The sequence below is a fragment of the Lysinibacillus sp. EB106-09-02-XG168 genome, from assembly GCF_058791475.1.
In genome coordinates, this window is the sequence record NZ_JBYTDN010000003.1 from 2,760,889 (window position 1) to 2,779,275 (window position 18,387).

22 protein-coding genes are annotated in these 18,387 nt (G+C 35.9%); 9 read left to right on the forward strand and 13 right to left on the reverse strand.

What is annotated here, in order from left to right:
- Window positions 1-512: 512 nt before the first annotated feature.
- Window positions 513-2,246 (reverse strand): ABC transporter ATP-binding protein, encoded by a 1,734-nt coding sequence (locus AC3WSO_RS14320; RefSeq protein WP_492531681.1) that lies wholly within the window; start codon window positions 2,244-2,246, stop codon window positions 513-515.
- Entirely contained in the window at window positions 2,243-3,985 is a 1,743-nt protein-coding gene (locus AC3WSO_RS14325; RefSeq protein WP_492531682.1) for an ABC transporter ATP-binding protein, read from the reverse strand. The genes AC3WSO_RS14320 and AC3WSO_RS14325 overlap by 4 nt, the downstream gene beginning before the upstream one ends.
- Before the next feature lie 788 nt (window positions 3,986-4,773).
- Here AC3WSO_RS14325 and crcB (AC3WSO_RS14330) point away from each other — a divergent pair.
- The 3 genes from crcB (AC3WSO_RS14330) to AC3WSO_RS14340 are packed head-to-tail and all read left to right on the forward strand — an operon-like array spanning window position 4,774 to window position 5,840.
- The gene (gene crcB, locus AC3WSO_RS14330) at window positions 4,774-5,136 is read left to right on the forward strand and encodes a fluoride efflux transporter CrcB (protein ID WP_492531684.1); all 363 of its coding nucleotides are present in this window, start codon (window positions 4,774-4,776) and stop codon (window positions 5,134-5,136) included.
- Window positions 5,133-5,462, forward strand: a complete 330-nt coding sequence (gene crcB / locus AC3WSO_RS14335) for a fluoride efflux transporter CrcB (RefSeq protein WP_492531686.1) — start codon at window positions 5,133-5,135, stop codon at window positions 5,460-5,462. Before crcB (AC3WSO_RS14330) ends, crcB (AC3WSO_RS14335) begins: the two co-directional genes overlap by 4 nt.
- Window positions 5,463-5,492: 30 nt before the next feature.
- The gene (locus tag AC3WSO_RS14340; protein WP_492531687.1) at window positions 5,493-5,840 is read left to right on the forward strand and encodes a hypothetical protein; all 348 of its coding nucleotides are present in this window, start codon (window positions 5,493-5,495) and stop codon (window positions 5,838-5,840) included.
- Window positions 5,841-5,871: 31 nt separating this feature from the next.
- Here the strand turns inward: AC3WSO_RS14340 and AC3WSO_RS14345 are convergent, their stop codons facing one another.
- The 5 genes from AC3WSO_RS14345 to AC3WSO_RS14365 form a co-directional block, all read right to left on the reverse strand.
- The gene (locus tag AC3WSO_RS14345; protein WP_492531689.1) at window positions 5,872-6,573 is read right to left on the reverse strand and encodes an SIR2 family NAD-dependent protein deacylase; all 702 of its coding nucleotides are present in this window, start codon (window positions 6,571-6,573) and stop codon (window positions 5,872-5,874) included.
- Window positions 6,574-6,887: 314 nt separating this feature from the next.
- On the reverse strand, window positions 6,888-7,433 hold the full coding sequence (locus AC3WSO_RS14350) for a DUF2812 domain-containing protein (protein ID WP_492531691.1): 546 nt from the start codon (window positions 7,431-7,433) through the stop codon (window positions 6,888-6,890).
- Window positions 7,433-7,750 (reverse strand): PadR family transcriptional regulator, encoded by a 318-nt coding sequence (locus AC3WSO_RS14355; RefSeq protein ID WP_492531692.1) that lies wholly within the window; start codon window positions 7,748-7,750, stop codon window positions 7,433-7,435. Before AC3WSO_RS14355 ends, AC3WSO_RS14350 begins: the two co-directional genes overlap by 1 nt.
- A 142-nt stretch (window positions 7,751-7,892) precedes the next feature.
- Window positions 7,893-8,966, reverse strand: a complete 1,074-nt coding sequence (locus AC3WSO_RS14360) for a PA2928 family protein (protein WP_492531694.1) — start codon at window positions 8,964-8,966, stop codon at window positions 7,893-7,895.
- Between the two features lie 96 nt (window positions 8,967-9,062).
- Entirely contained in the window at window positions 9,063-9,371 is a 309-nt protein-coding gene (locus AC3WSO_RS14365) for an antibiotic biosynthesis monooxygenase family protein (protein WP_492531696.1), read from the reverse strand.
- Between the two features lie 91 nt (window positions 9,372-9,462).
- On the opposite strand from AC3WSO_RS14365, the gene AC3WSO_RS14370 reads away from it, so the two are divergent.
- Window positions 9,463-10,149, forward strand: coding sequence for an ArsR/SmtB family transcription factor (locus AC3WSO_RS14370; RefSeq protein WP_492531698.1), 687 nt, complete (start codon window positions 9,463-9,465; stop codon window positions 10,147-10,149).
- On the opposite strand, the gene AC3WSO_RS14375 is transcribed toward AC3WSO_RS14370, so the two are convergent.
- On the reverse strand, window positions 10,146-11,072 hold the full coding sequence (locus tag AC3WSO_RS14375) for a DMT family transporter (RefSeq protein WP_492531699.1): 927 nt from the start codon (window positions 11,070-11,072) through the stop codon (window positions 10,146-10,148). The genes AC3WSO_RS14370 and AC3WSO_RS14375 overlap by 4 nt on opposite strands.
- 252 nt (window positions 11,073-11,324) lie before the next feature.
- Here AC3WSO_RS14375 and AC3WSO_RS14380 point away from each other — a divergent pair, with 252 nt between their 5' ends.
- Together AC3WSO_RS14380 and AC3WSO_RS14385 are read left to right on the forward strand one after the other, a co-directional pair.
- Window positions 11,325-11,996, forward strand: a complete 672-nt coding sequence (locus tag AC3WSO_RS14380; protein WP_492531700.1) for a response regulator transcription factor — start codon at window positions 11,325-11,327, stop codon at window positions 11,994-11,996.
- Window positions 11,996-13,231: a sensor histidine kinase gene (locus AC3WSO_RS14385; protein ID WP_492531702.1), complete on the forward strand. Its 1,236-nt coding sequence runs from the start codon at window positions 11,996-11,998 to the stop codon at window positions 13,229-13,231. The genes AC3WSO_RS14380 and AC3WSO_RS14385 overlap by 1 nt, the downstream gene beginning before the upstream one ends.
- A gap of 37 nt (window positions 13,232-13,268) precedes the next feature.
- Here the strand turns inward: AC3WSO_RS14385 and AC3WSO_RS14390 are convergent, their stop codons facing one another.
- Genes AC3WSO_RS14390 through AC3WSO_RS14405 form a run of 4 tightly spaced genes read right to left on the reverse strand, consistent with a single transcriptional unit; the run spans window position 13,269 to window position 15,642 of the window.
- A complete protein-coding gene (locus AC3WSO_RS14390) occupies window positions 13,269-13,823 on the reverse strand; it encodes a ferric reductase-like transmembrane domain-containing protein (protein ID WP_492531703.1) in 555 nt (184 codons plus the stop codon).
- On the reverse strand, window positions 13,824-14,723 hold the full coding sequence (locus tag AC3WSO_RS14395) for an FAD:protein FMN transferase (RefSeq protein WP_492531704.1): 900 nt from the start codon (window positions 14,721-14,723) through the stop codon (window positions 13,824-13,826).
- A gap of 13 nt (window positions 14,724-14,736) precedes the next feature.
- Entirely contained in the window at window positions 14,737-14,979 is a 243-nt protein-coding gene (locus AC3WSO_RS14400; protein ID WP_492531705.1) for a hypothetical protein, read from the reverse strand.
- A 12-nt stretch (window positions 14,980-14,991) separates the two neighbouring features.
- Window positions 14,992-15,642, reverse strand: a complete 651-nt coding sequence (locus AC3WSO_RS14405) for a copper amine oxidase N-terminal domain-containing protein (RefSeq protein WP_492531706.1) — start codon at window positions 15,640-15,642, stop codon at window positions 14,992-14,994.
- 303 nt (window positions 15,643-15,945) lie between these two features.
- Between AC3WSO_RS14405 and AC3WSO_RS14410 the strand changes: the two genes are divergently transcribed.
- From AC3WSO_RS14410 to AC3WSO_RS14420, 3 genes are all read left to right on the forward strand, one after another.
- Complete coding sequence (locus AC3WSO_RS14410; RefSeq protein WP_492531708.1) at window positions 15,946-16,413, forward strand: LytTR family DNA-binding domain-containing protein; 468 nt, start codon at window positions 15,946-15,948, stop codon at window positions 16,411-16,413.
- Window positions 16,414-16,493: 80 nt separating this feature from the next.
- On the forward strand, window positions 16,494-17,009 hold the full coding sequence (locus AC3WSO_RS14415) for a hypothetical protein (RefSeq protein WP_492531709.1): 516 nt from the start codon (window positions 16,494-16,496) through the stop codon (window positions 17,007-17,009).
- 24 nt (window positions 17,010-17,033) lie between these two features.
- Entirely contained in the window at window positions 17,034-17,420 is a 387-nt protein-coding gene (locus AC3WSO_RS14420) for a DUF3021 family protein (protein WP_492531711.1), read from the forward strand.
- Window positions 17,421-17,761: 341 nt separating this feature from the next.
- On the opposite strand, the gene AC3WSO_RS14425 is transcribed toward AC3WSO_RS14420, so the two are convergent.
- A complete protein-coding gene (locus tag AC3WSO_RS14425) occupies window positions 17,762-18,259 on the reverse strand; it encodes a S4 domain-containing protein (RefSeq protein WP_492531713.1) in 498 nt (165 codons plus the stop codon).
- Window positions 18,260-18,387: the final 128 nt, after the last annotated feature.

Sequence of the window (18,387 nt, forward strand, 5' to 3'; positions counted from 1 at the left end):
GTGAGGTTTCTCTGTTTTCTGTGTTTATTCATTCAAGATGGAATGCCAAGGGCTATTCTCTCTTAGTTGTTCGGTCCTTCCGATTAGTTCTAGACCCAATCGTACTATGACCTCTGCTGACTTCTGATGGTTCAGCTACTTGTCACCAAGTAATTTATGAAGGGTACTTCACGTTTCCATCAGACCTCCCCGGGTAAGCACGTGCACTTTCACACCATCTATCCGCCTCATTTACTCGATATGACCTTCGACAGAAAGGACTTTGTTTTGATTTGCAAACTCATCCAATCATACCTAGCCTTCTATGAGGTTCGTGTTCCTCGGACCGGTGTTTTGCCTCCAGCTTCCTTCAGATTCCGCGTCGCCACGGACACCCTTGCTCTTGGCTAACCTCTACTTCTGTCTTCGGGGTTCGGGACTTACACCCTATAGTTCATATGCATGCCGGGCGCACAAATAGAAAGCCTCACTTTTTCACAAAGTGAGGCTTTCAGCTTGTCGGAGTTTAAGTATTATTGCAATGAATTCGCCTGCATTTGATACATTTTTTCATAAATGCCACCCTGTGCTAATAGCTCATCATGTGTGCCACGCTCCACAATCTTGCCTCGATCTAACACAAGAATACGATCGGCATTTTTAATAGTAGAAAGTCGGTGAGCGATAATAAATGTTGTACGTCCTTTTTTCAGTACATCCATCGCATGCTGAATAATCTCCTCTGTTTCCGTATCTATATTCGAAGTAGCCTCATCTAAAATTAAAATTGCCGGGTCAAAGGCAAGGGCACGCGCAAAGGAAATTAACTGGCGTTGCCCAGATGACAATGTGCTCCCCTTCTCAATAACAGGCTCATCATAGCCATCTGGCAAGTTCGCTAAAACACGTTCCCCACCAACAGCCTTTAATGAAGCTTCTATTTTTTCTCGTGAAATTTTAGGATTATTTAGGCTAACGTTCGAAGCAATAGTACCTGTAAATAAGTATGGGTCCTGTAAAACAATACCCATATGTTCACGCATTGTTTGACGAGGAACCGAAGTGATGTCGATTCCATCAATCGTAATTTTCCCTATAGATGGGTCATAGAAACGGAACAATAAGTTCATAATAGAGCTTTTCCCAGATCCTGTATGGCCTACTAAGGCAATTGTTTCACCTTGGTGTGCTTCAAATGATAAATTTTTCAATACGTAATCATCATTTTTATAGGCAAAGGAAACATCTTCGAACACCACATTTCCTTTATATCGAGGCATACTTTTTTCAGCTACTGGCTCCCCGTTCGTATCTAACACTTCAAAGACACGCTTTCCTGCAACGAGTGAGCGCTCAAGCTGAGAAAATTGATTGACGATATTCGTGATTGGATTAAATAATCTCGTTAAATAATCGACAAAGGCATATAGTGTCCCCGCAGAAATAACTTCCGTGGCCGTAAATGACTGTGTACTAAAGTAGAAAATAAAGACCGTAAACATAATTAGTCTTAATGTATTAACAAGGTTGAAGGACGTTGCAGAATCAAGGAAAAGTAGCTTGCGTTCATATGCATAATGCTCATTATTCATATCATCAAATTCCTTCGTCATTTGCTGCTCACGACGGAATGCTTGAATAATTGTCATGCCTTGAATCGATTCATTAATCATTGCGTTAATATCGGCAATTTTCGTTCTGATGACATCATTATATTTCGAGGCCACTTTACGATATAAAATCATCCATAAATAAACGACTGGTATCATAGTCAATGCTAACAATGCCATTTTCCAATTTAAAATGAAGAGTGCGATATAAACACCCACAATAGAAATAAAACTCGTAACGAAGTTTGACAGTACTTGAACGTATAAATTACGAACAGCCTCGGTATCATTCGTTACACGGGCTACAATTTTCCCTGCTGGTAAATTATCGAAGTATTGAATTGGTAACGTTTGAATATGCTCAAATACATCCTTACGTAATTTTTGTACAACACGGTTGGCACCCATTTGTAAATAAATATACATAAAATAGCGTAAAACAGCTGTAGCTATTGCTAAAAGTAAATAGACAAGTAATAGCCAAGTGATTGGTTTTAATTCAATGTGACCAATTGTCATGTAATTATCAATAATATGCTTTGCAATAAACGGCCCGACAAGCTCCGTAAAGACGGCAATTGTTAAGAAAAATAATCCTAGTAGAATCGTCTTTTTAAAATACATTGCATAACGTGTTAAACGTTGACTCGTACTCATGAGGCACCTCCTTCAAGCTGTTGACGGTCAAATTGCTCTTTATACCATCCTTGTTGTGAAAGAAGCTGCTCATGCGTTCCCTGCTCTACAATTTGGCCTTCATCTAGCACGATAATTAAATCGGCATGCTGAATTCCTGATAAACGATGCGTAGTAATAATCGTCGTTTTATCTTGTCGTTCTCGCTGTATATTTTCAATAATTCTTGCCTCCGTCTTGGCGTCTACAGCAGAAAGCGAGTCATCAAGCATTAAAATTTCAGGGTCTTTAATAAGAGCACGCGCAATGGAAACACGTTGCTTTTGACCACCTGAAAGAGATACACCCTTTTCACCAACAAGTGTCTCAAGGCCCATTGGTAAAATTTTTAAATCTTTTTCAAAGTATGCAGAACGAATCGCCTGATGCAATTCAGACTGTGTAGCATCTTCTTTCCCAAATAAAATATTTTCACGAATAGTACGTGAGAATAGAACATGATCTTGTGGAACATAACCAATCCAATCGAGTAACTGCTCCTTCGTTTGTGCAGCAATATCTACTCCATCAATCGATAGCTGCCCCTCGCCGATTGGATACTCACGTAATAACTGTCGCAGGAAGGTCGTTTTTCCCGCCCCCGTTTTACCAACAATCCCAAGTGTTTGCCCCTTTTTCAACGACAAAGAAATTCGCTGAAGGTTTTTCACCTGACTCAGTGGATATTGAAAGGTTAAATCATCAAAACCAATCGCATTCGGTGTCGCAATTGTTTGTGGATTTGCAATATTTCGAACATCCGCCTCATAGTTTAGTGTTTCCTGTACGCGATCAAGCGAGGCGTTACCTTGCTGCATCACGTTTATAAGTTCCCCAATTGCAAATATTGGCCAAACTGCTAGCCCTAAGTAAACATTGAATGTTACAAGTTGCCCAACTGTCATAGCTTCAATTGCTACTAAATGAGCACCATAGCCAAGCGCTACAACATAACTAATCCCAGTACCGACCTTTGTAATCGGTCCAAATAAGGCATTAATTTTTGCAGTATGCATATTTTTTTCATACACGATCTCGCTCATCTCTGCAAAATTTGCTTCGTCCTTCTTTTCTTGTACGTATGCCCGTACAACTCGCACACCTGCAACCGACTCTAGAACACTATCATTCAGTTCACCAAAAGCATCCTGCGCCTTCATATAGCGTTCATGCACTATTTTCCCTAAATATTGAATAAGGATGGCCATGATCGGTACTGGTAGCATTGCAAAAAAAGTAAGTTTCCACGAAATCATATAACCCATTGCAAAAATAATAAAGCCCATGTAGATGCTAGAATCGATCAATGTCATAATCCCAAACCCGGCAGTCATCGACACTGCATTTAAATCATTCGTCGCACGAGCCATTAAATCTCCGGTACGATTTTTTTCATAAAACGTTGGCGTCATACGCAAAAAATGCTGCATAAGCTTTCGACGCAAAATTTTCTCGAGGTTAATAGCCCCTTCGAATAGTCTGAATTGCCACACAAAATTAAGAGTATAACCCCCAATAATAATACATACGAAAATCAAAATATACTTCGTTAAAAGAGCTGGTGTCATTTCACCAGCAGTCAATAAATCGATAATTGACCCTAGCAAATACGGTGGAACAACTTCTAAGCCACTCGCGATCATTAATAACACGACAGCTATTGTATATTGTTTCCAATATTTCTTAAAAAACCAGCTTAATTTACTTAAAACATCAAACATACGTTATAACCTTCTTTCTCTAGTGCTGTTAAAGCTTTGCTACCCACTATCCAGAAATACCTTGATGAAAATCATTCTTTGTACTTCGTTTCGCATACACATACACTCCTTCTTCATGTTCACTACAACACTTTTTTGCAACAAAAAAGACACATACCCAAAAAAGAGCATGTGTCTCTTAATAAAAGGCAAGGAGTAACCCATGCCTTTTATTGCAATGTAAAATAAAATGTTAGAAGACATGGACAATGTATGCAGTTGTGATTTGAAATGATACTGGTAAAATTAACATCGTCATGCCCTCCTTTTCTTAAGATTGTTATAGTGTTCTTGAAGATTATCACATCTTTGAAATATTTGTCAACCAACTTGCTGTTATTTTTTACGTTTTTCAGGAAATAATTAGCGCTTTAAAGCAATGAATTCCTACATATCAATTATGGCTAGGCCTAATTGCGTCCGAAGGCTTTTGGCCAACAGACTTTGCGTGAAAGCGTAGCGATAGCACGATGTCGGTCACTCGGGCTTTTTCACAGAATGTGAAGTTCTTAGCCCGAGTTCCTCTATTTCAGCGAAAGTTTGACACCTGCTGAAAAATGCAGGAAGACTTTATTGAACAAAGCTAGTACGATGAGGTCCAAATCAATTTATCGCTTCAAGAGGTCAAAATCATGTTGTATCTACTCTTTTTAATATATTTGATTCCATATAACTTATAGAAATATATCTAAATTGATTCTCTCATGATACACTTTTCAATATAGACATTTTAGTAAGGAGTCTTTACTTTGAAATCATTTTTAGCTGTTGGAATCGGCGGGTTTTTGGGTGCCATCTGTCGATATAACCTTGGTCAAGCACTTCAAAATACAGGTGGTTTTCCAATTGCAACACTTTGTATAAACTTAATTGGCTGCTTTTGTTTAGCGTGGCTATTTACAATGTTTACAAAGCGTACTTCTATTATTTTAGGAATTGGTACTGGCTTTTTAGGTGCCTTTACGACATTTTCGACATTTTCTTTAGAAACGCTATTACTTTTGCAAGATAGTAAGTGGCTACTAGCTATTTTTTATATTTTAGCAAGTGTTTTTGGCGGTTTAGCATGTGCATGGCTAGGTTTTAGACTTGCGAAGGGGCGCAGCGTATGATAGTTATTGGGATAGGTGGATTTTTTGGTGCACTAACGAGATTTTATCTTGGAAAATTGATTGCTCATCCATACCCATGGGCAACATTTTTTATTAATATAACAGGTTCTTTTGCACTGGGCCTTCTATTTGCATTACAGCCAAGTGATTGGATTTGGCAGTTTATAGGGCTTGGTTTTTTAGGGGCCTATACGACATTTTCAACATTTGGCTTTGAATGTTTGCAGCTTTTGGAACAGAAAAAATGGAAGCAAGTGGTTATTTATATATGCACTACCGTTTTATTCGGTTTACTTTTCGCTACACTTGGCTTTTTCCTTGTGTAGTAGAATTTATGACATACTAGAGGTGATTTTTTGACACAGCCATCTATTGAACAATTAGAAGCGCTCGAAGCTGAAATTGAACAAACATTATTTACTTTAATCGACTTAGAACTAAAAGAAAACTTTCCAGAAATGAATATCCGTTTTGCTCAATTACTTGCAAAGGTTCAGGCTGCTCAGTTAATTGATTATAAACTTGACGTCCTCGTTGATCCTCAAGCATTGGCAACAGAAACTTGCACTCTACTACAAAGTTTAATAGAGGCAAAGGCAAGACCACAAAAAAGACAACGACTACTAACACACCGTATGATTTTAAAAATATGGCTACGTAAAAATCAACGCTTTATGACCGAATTTTTACCACAAATGTTTTAGGCGCCTCTCGATGTCTCAAGGGCGCCTCCTTCTAAAGTTGCAATTGGTGCAACACTTCTTTTACTTTTCCTTCAATTGTTAAATCAAATTGTACTGCATGATGCGCAATATCTAAATTAATATAAGCAGTTTTTCCTTTCGTCATCATTGGAAGTTGATTGACAGGATACACTTCCAGGCTTGTACCGATAACAAGAACAAGTTCCGCTGCTCTAATTGCTTCCATTGCATTGTTCCAGCTTACTTGTGGTAAGTTTTCTCCAAAAAGCACTACATTTGGCCTTAGTTTACCATCACAGTGTACACAACTCTCTTTGTGTAAAAAACTTTCCATTGTAGCAGCTTTTTCGCAGTGATGACAACGAATGGAACGTATCGAGCCATGTAACTCCTCTACCCTTTGACTCCCTGCTAGCTGATGAAAACCATCAACATTTTGCGTAGCAACTAACGATACAATTCCTCGCTTTTCCCAATAAGCTAAAATTTGATGTCCTTCATGCGGTGCCACCTTTTCCAAATTGTCTATGCGCATTTTATAAAACTCATGAAACAATGAATAATTTTGTGCCAATGCTTCTGTAGTAGCTACTGTTCGAGGATCAATATTATTCCACCAGCCTGATGTCGATCGAAAATCTGGAATTCCACTTTCGGTTGACATGCCTGCACCCGTTAAAATGACCGTGTTACTTGAAGATTGTAACCACTCACTTAAAAGTTCGATTGTCATGTTTTCCTCCTCCATCCATGCCATCATCATATGGTGTATAGGCCATTGTAGGGACTTTCATTTCCACAAAAATGCGATAACTTAATACTTCGACAACAGATCAGTTTTTCCTGTAGTTCGGTCAGCTATTTCTCCCTTATTTTCCGTCTACGCTATTTCTATCCGTCACTTTGGGACTTCTATCCGTCGGTGCCTGAGTTCTTTACGTTACACCGAGACTTCTATCCGTCGACTTGACCTTACTTTCCGCCGCTCTGAGATTCCTATACTACGGCTATAAAAAAAACAGCTGATAAGCATCAACTGCTCTTACTTTATATATGCTTTGATTTTAATCGTAGGTTTTTCCACATATGATAGTAAACTCCACCAGAGGTCATGAGCGCCGGGACAGTAAATATAATGGAATATGTAAATCCTTGCTCTGCAATGTGCTGAATTGCCCCAGAGGCAAATGTCATAAATACCCAAAATACTATAGTGATAGCAAGAGCAATTGATGCTACTAGATTTACAGACTTTGCAAGACGAGCTAATTTATCAATAGAAGACTCTGCATCGCTGTAAATAGGTGTCGTTTCTGGAGCTGCTTTAAAAATATGCATGTTAGCGCTTGAACATACATGTGTCCAGCCACCGTAAGCAAATAATTCAAAATACTCCTCTTCTTCATCTTTTTGTAATTTACGATAATCAATACTAAATATGGATTCTTCTGGTTCACCCTTTTCTAGCTCGTATCCAGCAAGTCGGAATTTTTTTAAATGCCAGCCCTTTGCCGCTTTTTCGCTTAATTTTTTCATATCGTGCTCCTCAGAAAATGCTAAACCAATTGAAGCCATATATCTCTTATTTCGCACTATTTTTGCCCCCTTTGTAATCCCTGCTCTGCCAAATGAATCATGATCTTTCTTCGTTCAATATCTTCGAGCAATATTTCGCGACCTTTATCCGTTAAGACATAGACCTTTCTACGAGAATTCGAATCATCGTGTAGCTGAATAAGGTGTTCAGCTGCTAGTTTTTTTATAATTGTATAAAGGGATGCTGGACCAACTACAAAAGTCCCCTTTGTAGTCTCCTCAATTAAACTCATGACCGCATAGCCATGTCTTGGTTCAGTTAAGGCAGCCATAATATAAAAAACAGAATCTGTTAACTGCTCTAATGATTTCATTGTTACACCTCCAATATATCAAAAAGTGATATATCGTTAAATAATATATCACTTTATGATATATCAAGCAACCTTGATCTAAAATAAATAATCCCCGCAAGCCATTACTTGGTGGGGATAAATAATACATGCTCTTTAATTTTCACCGAACTGGGCGATTCCACCGTAGATGATATCTGAACATTTCTTTTTTCGTATCCTTATCTAACAAAAGAAACTCATCTCCTGCTTGAATCGCATAATAGTTCTCTAATGTACGAACACCCGGATTTTTTTGCTCAGTATTCACAACACCTATATTTTCTTCCCACATAATACGATGGTTTTTCATATCATAAAGTAATACGACACGGTCTGCACTTTCCCGCTTCATTTGTCGATAGGATACAATGGCAGTTTGTTGTTGCAAATCCACATCTAATACAGCCGGCTCTAGGTTCTTGTATGTTTGAATAGAAGGTTCAGTCAATACAAGACTACTAAATTCTCTAACCTCTTCATAATTCTCCAACGGTTGATTATGTGAAGCAAAATAACCTGGAATATCGGATTCTATGAAAAACATTGTAGAAAGATATTTTTCCGCTTTATTATCTTCCATTAATTTGTTGCCATCAAAGCGATAAAATTTCCCATCGACGCCCTCTAAATAAAGAATATTTTGCAACAAGACTATGTTATGCGAACCATTATTTAAAACATCTATTAACTGTTTGTGTTTTTTCGCAAATTCCTTTTTAGAGAGTTTTTCTTTTCCCGTGTGTATATCTAATAATGAAAGACTCCCGTACTCACCGTCACGATGATGAATAAGAAGTCCTCCTAAGAAATTTCCAATTAGTGTCTCTTTACTTGAAGAATATTTGCTCCATTGTTTTTCACCTGTTTGCAAATTAATTGCTACAATTTGATGATGTGAAATAATTTGCGTAATCCCATTAGTTGTACCGTTATTCTCAGATCCTTCAACCATTTGGACAGCGATTTTCTGTGCATCATCTGTATAAATAGGAGACTCGGAATTAATTGGGAAGCTTCGACCAGCTAAGCCGAAAACAAACATTAAAAGATTACCTAAAAAAGCATAAAGGATAAAAGTTATGACAAACGCAGCTTTTAGTCGGCGTTTAAACAATACATACAATACTAATAAAAGTCCAACGCCAATGACAATGCCTAAGAAGATATCATGGACTAGCCAACCATTAAACGCCACGAATCAATATATCGTTGAAAAAAATTGTCCAATTCTCCTCCTCCTCAATTAATTCCTTCTATACTTGAAATAATAGTTTTGACGTTCCTACTTTAATTACATTAGAAAAGAATAGTCTTTTATGACCTTACAAATTTCCACATTATATTGCTTGTACCATTTTTCTTTTCCAAATTGCTGTGCAACTAGATGTTTTGAATTTTCTTTCCATGCCTGAATAGCCTCTAGTGATTCCCAATACGATACAGTAATCCCCTTTCCTTCGGCATTTCTAGCACTTTCTATATGAAGAAAACCTGGCTGTTTTTGTGCTAATTCATCCATAACTTCTGCCATCTTGGCATAGCCTTCTCCATCCTCGTCTGTTCGTTGTGATGTAAAAATAACAGCATAATATGTTTTCATAACTATTTACTCCTTCCTAAATATGTATTATTGTAAATGATAAATACTTTTATGAATATCGAAATGTCGAATGCAGAAAGGATCGTGACGAATGGGTATTAATCCAAACATGGCTGAAATCGGTTCTCTCCTTGGAGAAACTTCAAGAGCTACGATGCTTGCTAGTATGATGGATGGTCGTTTTCATACTGCCAGTGAATTAGCCTATATGGCTGCTATTAAACCTCAGACTGCTAGTTTTCATCTTGCTAAGTTAGTAGAAGGTAAGCTTGTTAGAGTAGAGAAACAAGGTCGTCATCGATATTTTCAATTAGCAGGCGAAGAAATTGCCCAATTACTAGAATCCTTCCTAGCGATTTCACCACCACCTGAAGTACGCTCTTTAAAACAATCAAGTCAAATGAAATTACTACAGGATGCAAGAACTTGCTATGACCATCTAGCTGGTAAACTAGGCGTTCAATTAACTGAATCATTGCTTAACGCTGGTTTTCTAAAACTAGAAGTAAAACAGTTTCTCATAACAGCTGAAGGCGCACAATTTTTTATGGATTTCGGTCTTGACTTAGATGATTTAAAAAGAAAGCGTCGATCATTTTCCCATGCATGTTTAGATTGGAGTGAACGACGTTATCATCTAGCTGGCGCACTTGGTGAAGGAATGCTGACACATTTTTTAAGCTTGGGATGGGTGACTCGTGTCCCATCTATTCGTGCCATTAAAGTGACTGAAAAAGGACGAGCAGGCTTTAAAGAAGTTTTTAAAATTGAAATTTAAAATGATCTATTTTCTTTCGCGGGAAGGCTAACATTCAAAGTCTCTCCGCGAATATTTTTATTAGATTTAGCTGTAAAGTTACGGTTCACTAAATAGATACCAGCAATAATAAACAGCCCTCCGACAACTAACGTTAGTTTTAAAGGTTCATCTAATAGTACCCAACCTGTTAACACGCCGAAAAAAGGAGCTAAAAACAAAAAGGCACTCGTTTTTCCAGGGTCACTATTTTGTAAAAGATAATACCAGCCCGCAAATTGAACAATTGACGAGAAAATACTGAGCCAAAATAAAATAAATAAAGAATGAACATTTACAGTAATAAATGGTTGTTCTAACACGAAACTCGCAATTAAAAGTAATATACCACCAAAAAGCATTTGATAGGCTGATAGCACCCATGTATCAAATAACACACCCCATTTTTTTGCTAGTAATGTCGCAATAGCCCAAAATACGGCCGAAAGAATGCCGAAAATAATTCCAAATTTAATTTCAACTTGTGCGCCCATTGTAATCATAACACCAATAATCCCCAACAAAACACCACACCATTGATACAATCGGTAACGCACCTTCATAAATATAGTAGCAAATATGACTACAAGCAAAGGATTCGTAAATGTTAAAATAGAGGATTCACTCGCCGTAATTGTACGTAAGCTTAAAAAAATACAGCCCATTACGCCAGAAGTTTGAAACGCCCCTATCGTTAAAATTTTTATCCAGCCATCTTTCGTGGTCGGATGAGGTCTTTTTAAAGCGATCACGATGACACCCATTATCATCCCTGCTAGTATAAAGCGGAGTGCAGCCAACAACAGTGGCGATGAATACGGCAACCCCAATTTGACAACGGCAAATGAAGACCCCATTAGAAATGTTGTCAAAACTAATAATGCTATGAATTTATAAATATTCATTGTTGTCCCCCTATTTCTTTGTTTATTGATCATCACTAAAAGTCTAGGATGACATTTATTAAAACAGAAAACAAACCCACGTTATTGTGATGATCTTTGTCTAAGGACATTATAGACAGGAAAAACTTCAACTCTTATCGAAGTATGAAATAAATCATTTTTTATAAAGTAAAAGCGAAAGGAACATTTTCAGTTTCATTTCATTTTTTATGCGTATACTTAGCTGAATATAATCATTAGGAGGAAGCTGCCTTGAAAATATTACTAGCAGAAGATGATGCACGATTAAGAAGAAATATCGTTCATATATTAAAGAAAGAATTTCACAATGTGACGGAAGCGGAGAATGGGCAGGAAGCGCTAGACCATACGCTTACTGAGAAATATGATCTCGTTATTTTAGATTGGATGATGCCGTACATTAGTGGCATTCAAGTATGCCAACAGCTACGAAGCACTGGATTCAATGGTAGTATTTTAATGCTAACTGCGAAGGACGACACAGAGGACCTTATTAAAGGACTTGATAGTGGCGCCGATGATTACATAATAAAACCATTTAAAATAGAGGAACTGTTAGCAAGAGTTCGTGCATTACTACGAAGAAAAGATAAAATAATAGAACAGGTCATTCAGATTGATCAATTACAACTGAATGTAGATTCCCGAGTAATTTTGTACAATAATGAAATAGTGGATCTTACTAAAAATGAATTTTTACTGTTAGAATATTTATTTATCAATAAAGGACGTGTACTAACTAGGGAACAAATTTGTATTTATATATGGGGCTACGATTATGATGTTTCCAATAATTCCTTAGATGTTTTAGTTAAACTTGTGCGAAAAAAAATTGATGATAGTCAATCTAAATCACGTATTCAAAATGTCAGAGGTATTGGCTATAAACTGAGGGAAGGCTAATGTTTCATAAAACGAAAAAAAAATTATCCTATTTGTATGCAATGCTTTACTTTTTATTATTTTCACTATTCGTTATTGTTCTATACTTTTCACTCGTAAAATTAATGGAAAATCAACAAATAGACGAATTAGAAGACTTTTATGTTAAGCAAGAGCACGATTTCTTTGAACATGTTTATGCAAACACTAAAACTTTAAGCTATGACCCCAATCGCAATTTTTTTTACTATATTTACACAAAGGATCATAAGTTTGTCCATGGTGACGAATCTTCCAAAGGACTGAAGAATCCGATCGAAAAAGCATTTGGCAACAGGGATCCAAGTGAGGAACTTGTACAGCACTATGAATGGCAGGAAGAACAATTTCTACTTCTAAAGAAGCCCATTTTCAACGACGATACAGTAGCAGGCTATATTATCGTTGGTAAATCTGTGACGTCACAGCATCACTTTTTCCAAATGACAAAGTATTTACTAATAGTATTAACTTGTATTTCTACGGTCTTAATCGGTCTACTGGCCTATTATATGGCCGGTAAAGCAATGATTCCTATTCAATGGTCGTTCGATAAACAAAAAAAGTTCGTATCCGATGCCTCTCATGAATTACGAACACCACTTAGTATTTTTTATAGTTCCCTAGAAATTTTAGAAATTGAAGAAGCCCAGCAATTAAGTCCTTTTGGCAAAGAATTGATTGCAGAGTTAAAAGATGAGGCTGAAATAATGAAAGAGCTCATAGAGAAACTGCTGTTTTTAGCAAGACACGATCAGCAGCAAGTTTCTATTCAAAAAGAAATGGTACCATTATCTATTTTACTTAAAAAAGTAAGCTCGAAATTTCAAAGGATTATGCCTCCTGAAATACAGTTTTCTACTGATATCCAAGAAAACATCGAACTGCTCGGCGATGCTTCAAAAATACAAGAAATGCTATATATTCTATTAGACAATGCGATTAGATATACAAATAGCGGAACCATAACACTAACTCTCTTAAAAAATAAAGACACTGTAAAAATTACTGTTGCAGATAGTGGAGTCGGTATAACTGAACAAGAATTACCTTTAGTATTCGAGCGGTTCTACCGAAGTGATGCTGCTCGACAACGAAATGGCACTGGTTTAGGTCTTGCCATAGCAAAAGCAATAGTGGAACAACATGATGGAAACATTTACGCCACAAGCACAGTAAATAAAGGCACTACAATTCATATTGAATTCCCTATTTAATAAGGAATCGGGGCTACTCAAACAGCCCCGATTCCTTTTAATTATTGAGTGACGTTGAAATATTAACTTTTTTCATTAACCCGCTTAATGTTCTTACAACCAGTACTAACACGGTCACCCCCCCGGAAATTACATAAAATATCATAATCAACGTATTTTCTGTATCCGTTCCTATAAGCACCCCGTGAATAAGTGATAATACCCATGCTGGTAACACAAGAAAGTGAAGTTTTTTCCATAAGGTACGATTCATTGTTCGAATCCATAAATCCGATGTCATGATAACCATTAAAAATAAATAAAATGCGATTGTTCCAAGGGCCGATAGTAGAGACTGATAATTAGCTGAGAAAGGATTTAAAATTCCAGCTATACTATACGGCTCATACTGATCAATTAAAAGTACTAACATATGCGCGATTACGGTGATTAGCCCTAGCCATCCCGCATTTTGATGGATATGATAAATTAAATTTTTATGTGATTTGATAAATGAGGATTTTCTCAACAAACCAAATATAATGGAAATTGTGAAGTAAAAATACGCTAACAACCCTAATAACCGAATCCATTCCCACGTACTTATGATCATTTATTTCACCCCTGTCATTTTCCATTTTGCTGCTTGCCCTTCTTTAACAATGAAGCGGGCACTTTGTTGACAATTATTTTCGAACCATTGCTGCAATTCACGCTCATCCATAAGAAAGCAAAGTTTCGCTCCAACCTCTGCATCACATAAAGAGGACGTTACGACTGAAGCTTGTAATACTTCTGTATTGGCGATTCCACCTGTTTGTCCATTTAATACATGATGTTTTTTCTTTGTCCCTTGCATCCAGCTTCGATAAACCCGATTGGATGTAGCAATGGCACCTGTTTTCAGTTTAATCGAGCTAATTTCCTTGTCGATATCTAAGGCATCTGCAACACCGATTGTCCAAGTCTTTTCCCCAGAAGACCACATTTTCATATCCCCTCCCCCATCTATTAGTCCGAAATCAGGCGATACCTCTTGCTCAAGCCAATTTGCCAATTTTTCAATCGCATATCCTTTAGCAAATCCACCCAAATCAATTTCCTGCTGTGCTACCCTCAGTACTTGCTCACCACCTAGAAATTCAAATGATCGCTCTGCCATTAACGATTTGTTTCGAAATGCCTTTCTTTTAGCTGTATCGAATGGGAAAGTTCGATGGTAGCCATGCTGTTCTAATTGACGTTTAAGATATGGAGAAAATAAACCATTAGAAAGGTGATAATACCGATCCGCTTGCACTAAACAATCATATAAGCGCGAATTAATGCGGAGCGTTTTTCCGACCTCTAAACTATTAAGTTGTGATAATTCATTATTTGATTGAAATCTCGACCATTCTTTTGCTACGTATTGAAGCCATTTCTCTGCTTTTTCTTTCCAGACGAAATGAGCCCCTTTTGGCAAAGCAATATAAAATTCAGTATTCATTATGTGTAAAGTTAGTGTATCCACACGACCCACTCCATTACGTTCTTTTCGTTTTGCGCTCACTTTTGACAAAAGGTTGCATTGTCACTTCAAAGTTTGTCCAATCTAGCTGTACTAGTTCTTTTTCTTTTTTTGTCATATTTCCCTGATCTACTGCCTGAATATTATTTGTACGTGTAGTTTCGGCCTCTGTTGGGCTGTTAATTTGGGTTAATATCGCTGCAGATAAAAGTATCCCTGACGCCCCTAATACCCATCTTGCCTTTTTTGGATCTTTCATAATGCTTTCCCCCTAATTCGTAATTGGCTGGCATACAAACGTTTGGTTACTTTCTTGCCAATCAGCTATATACCCCAAGCCATTCGTTATAGTACTAATAGGTACATATAATTCTTCATTTACAAAAAACGCTTGTGCAGGGGATGGTGTTTTCACATTGTTATCATAAACAACGTTAGTTCCTGCACGGTAAATCAATTCATTTTTTTGATGTTGGATATTTAAAATCTTACTTGCTTTGTAAAAGGTTGCTTTTGCTCCTAAAACTTGAGCTACTGCTTTTCCTGGCACAAAAAATTCCCCGTCTTTTGGAATTACAAAAAAGCTCAGCTCCTTATTTGTACCTTCTACCTTGAACGTAACCTTTTGAGAGCTTGTAAAAGGTAATACTTCTTTATCTGCTGCAACTATTCGTGTCCAAATATTCCAAGTCCCGCTTGCACTTACTGCATCTTGAAAATAGTAAGTTTCATCTTCTTTTTCATCGTCATAGTAATAGTCATCATCGTCATCGTCATCGTCGTCTTTATAGTCCTTATATTCTTTATACTTTTCATGTTTTTTATTTTCATGTTTATGATCGTCTGCATGTACGACAACATCATTTGTAACAAAACCCGCTAATATAAGAACTACAACAAGGCTAATTTTTTTCATCCTCATCTATAACACTCCTTTCCTTTATCTTCATTCTAGGTTTTAAAAATGATACGAGTCTGAATTTTTCAAACAAATTTTACAGACAAAAAAGCCATTTTCTATGGACAGATTCGTCTACGCTTAGAAATGGCTTGGTTCATAAAATTTATTATTCAATTGTATACAACATCATGGTAAAAACTAATCTACAAATATACGAAGAGTACCCATAATCAGAGAAGTTTTTTGATATACTCTTTACATATATCGCATAAACGTTCACATTAAATTACTAATAATCAACTTTGAAAGGAATATATGTCTTAAATGAAGGTAAACATTAAAATTATTGAAAAACTTAAAGAAGAAACATGTACATTTAACATTCACAAAGTAACGTCTTTTGTTCAAGATATCGTATCAACTCTTGAAAAAAGCTCTGACAACTATTTAATAGCAAAGTCTACATCAAAAAACGAACAAGAAAAAATTCCTTATTCCAATATATTTTATTTAGAATATCTTGAACGAAAAATATTCATTTACACAAATGATACTATTTTTGAAACAAAGAGCCCTTTATATAAATTAGAGCATGATCTTCCGAATAACTTTATCAGAATTTCAAAAACTATTATTATCAATATATATTTTTTAAATAAATTTACGGTTAAACCTAATGGTAATCTTGAAGCAATTCTCTCGAGTAGTGAAAAAGTAATTATATCAAGAAAATATGTACCTTCTTTAAAAAAAGCACTAACAAAATATTCTAAAAGTCCACTTATGTATTGATTTTCACCACATATGTTTAAACGTATTTCTTTATTCCCTCTTTGATGCCATTATGAATAACATCAAAGGAGGCAATAAACATGTATACCATTATTAAAGAAGTACTTTTAAGAACGCCATTGTCAGTATGGATATTATTGTTTTTTTTAACCAAAAGAGGTATTGCTATTTCCCAGGAAAGGCCAATCAATTTATCTAAAATGTTTTTAGTTCCTTTCATATTTATCATATGGGGACTTGAAAAAATGATTACTCAATTTTCACACTTAGAATTTTGTTTAATAAGCTATTTCCTTTTCATTTTTCCAGGGACTTTAATTGGTTATTGGTTGTATAAAAAATATCAAAATTTTTTCAAACAGGAATCAGTATTCATCAGAAAGAAGTGCTATCTTCCATTAATTATTATCTTGATAAATTTTTTTGTAAAATATATCTTAAATGTAACTTTGGGCATCTCTCCATCATTTTATAATGACATTTCATTTGATATCATTTATTCTGCGGTAAGTGGACTATCTATCGGACTTTTCTTTGGTGGAATACTTTATACAAATTTTGTACTAAAAGAATTAAACAAACCTATCCTTCCATAAAAATTTTGAGAGGAAGACATTCCATTGCAATTAAAAAACAGATTTTTTTCAGGTCTAGGAACTGGAGCATTTATATACTTGATAGTTTTACTATCGAGAAAAAACATTGTTTCTTCAGAAGCTGAGATTATTGGTGTGTTAATAATATCAGCTTGCGCAGGTATTTTTACAATCATTTTTGAAATTGAAAGAATTAACTATTTATTTGCTTTAGTCAGCCATTTTATCTTGATGTTTCTAGTAATCTCTTCTATATCTTTATATAACAAGTGGACAGATAATTTTCTAAGTGCAGATTTTCTTGGTGGTTTTTTATTAATATATTTATTTGCTTGGATCATAACACTTATTAAAACTAAAAAAGATGCTAATGAACTCAATACCTTATTAAAACAGATAAGAAATTTTTAATAGAGATATTAATCGGCAAAGTCCAATCGCCTCTCTGAAGGATTAAAAGGTACAGAAGATCACTCCTTTTACAGTGATCTTTTGTATTACCTCCTACAATTCCATTCATAGCGATTATCATACCAACCAATTAGACATCAGCCACACACTTCGATTAGGATAGCAATTAAAAAATTTAACACTAAACCATTCAAACAAAGATCGTGTGTCCCTAACCAATTACTTATCTGTTCCGCTAATATCATGAGTGTTTTTCTTCTCTTATATTACTTCAAACAAAAAGGTCGCAACCGTGTAGAGAGTGTTTATCTACACATGTTGCAACCTTGAAAGAAATTTATTTAGTCCATGAAAATAGAAATACATTCACCCTTAGACAATCTAGAACTAGGTTTAATGGTTTGATCATTTAATTGGATCCTACCTTTTTCAATTCTTTTGATGATCTGTGATCGGCTCCAATCCTCAATTTGGTTTGCAAGCACTTTATCAATTCGATGTTTTCCTGCCACATCATCTAGTACAATGTGTATTATCTTTATTCCTTGTTCCGCTAAGCTAGATATCACAATCGTTGACAATATTGAAAATTCCCCTTTCTGGTCTTCCATTCCAGCAACATGCTCTGAGAACGTTTTATAAATAGCTAACTTTTTATTCCAAGTATGATTTTTTTCGCATTTAAAAATTGCATATTGATAAATATTTTTTCCATTTGCGTTATGCCTTCGTACAGTTGTATCCGTAAAAACAGATATTGATCCACACATTTTACAGTGCTTCTTGACAGTTCGTTCTGGTAATTGAGAAAGCTTCCAGCGAAATGTACTATTTAACATGTATCCTTCACCTCTTAAGATAAAGGTACGCAAGCATCTATTTGGATATCTCGCAGTTCAATATAAAATTTATTTAATAAATAAAAAAGAAGATCCTGCACAAGGACCTCCTGTCACATTGAGACTAC

Bases quoted from the DNA above. Each gene is read 5' to 3' on its own strand.
- AC3WSO_RS14320 (WP_492531681.1), bottom strand. From the start codon at position 2,246: ATGAGTACGAGTCAACGTTTAACACGTTATGCAATGTATTTTAAAAAG.
- AC3WSO_RS14325 (WP_492531682.1), bottom strand. From the start codon at position 3,985: ATGTTTGATGTTTTAAGTAAATTAAGCTGGTTTTTTAAGAAATATTGG.
- crcB (WP_492531686.1), top strand. From the start codon at position 5,133: ATGATAGTTATTGGGATAGGTGGATTTTTTGGTGCACTAACGAGATTT.
- AC3WSO_RS14345 (WP_492531689.1), bottom strand. From the start codon at position 6,573: ATGACAATCGAACTTTTAAGTGAGTGGTTACAATCTTCAAGTAACACG.
- AC3WSO_RS14355 (WP_492531692.1), bottom strand. From the start codon at position 7,750: ATGAAATCATTAGAGCAGTTAACAGATTCTGTTTTTTATATTATGGCT.
- AC3WSO_RS14365 (WP_492531696.1), bottom strand. From the start codon at position 9,371: ATGAAAACATATTATGCTGTTATTTTTACATCACAACGAACAGACGAG.
- AC3WSO_RS14370 (WP_492531698.1), top strand. From the start codon at position 9,463: ATGGGTATTAATCCAAACATGGCTGAAATCGGTTCTCTCCTTGGAGAA.
- AC3WSO_RS14375 (WP_492531699.1), bottom strand. From the start codon at position 11,072: ATGAATATTTATAAATTCATAGCATTATTAGTTTTGACAACATTTCTA.
- AC3WSO_RS14385 (WP_492531702.1), top strand. From the start codon at position 11,996: ATGTTTCATAAAACGAAAAAAAAATTATCCTATTTGTATGCAATGCTT.
- AC3WSO_RS14390 (WP_492531703.1), bottom strand. From the start codon at position 13,823: ATGATCATAAGTACGTGGGAATGGATTCGGTTATTAGGGTTGTTAGCG.
- AC3WSO_RS14400 (WP_492531705.1), bottom strand. From the start codon at position 14,979: ATGAAAGATCCAAAAAAGGCAAGATGGGTATTAGGGGCGTCAGGGATA.
- AC3WSO_RS14405 (WP_492531706.1), bottom strand. From the start codon at position 15,642: ATGAGGATGAAAAAAATTAGCCTTGTTGTAGTTCTTATATTAGCGGGT.
- AC3WSO_RS14410 (WP_492531708.1), top strand. From the start codon at position 15,946: ATGAAGGTAAACATTAAAATTATTGAAAAACTTAAAGAAGAAACATGT.
- AC3WSO_RS14415 (WP_492531709.1), top strand. From the start codon at position 16,494: ATGTATACCATTATTAAAGAAGTACTTTTAAGAACGCCATTGTCAGTA.
- AC3WSO_RS14425 (WP_492531713.1), bottom strand. From the start codon at position 18,259: ATGTTAAATAGTACATTTCGCTGGAAGCTTTCTCAATTACCAGAACGA.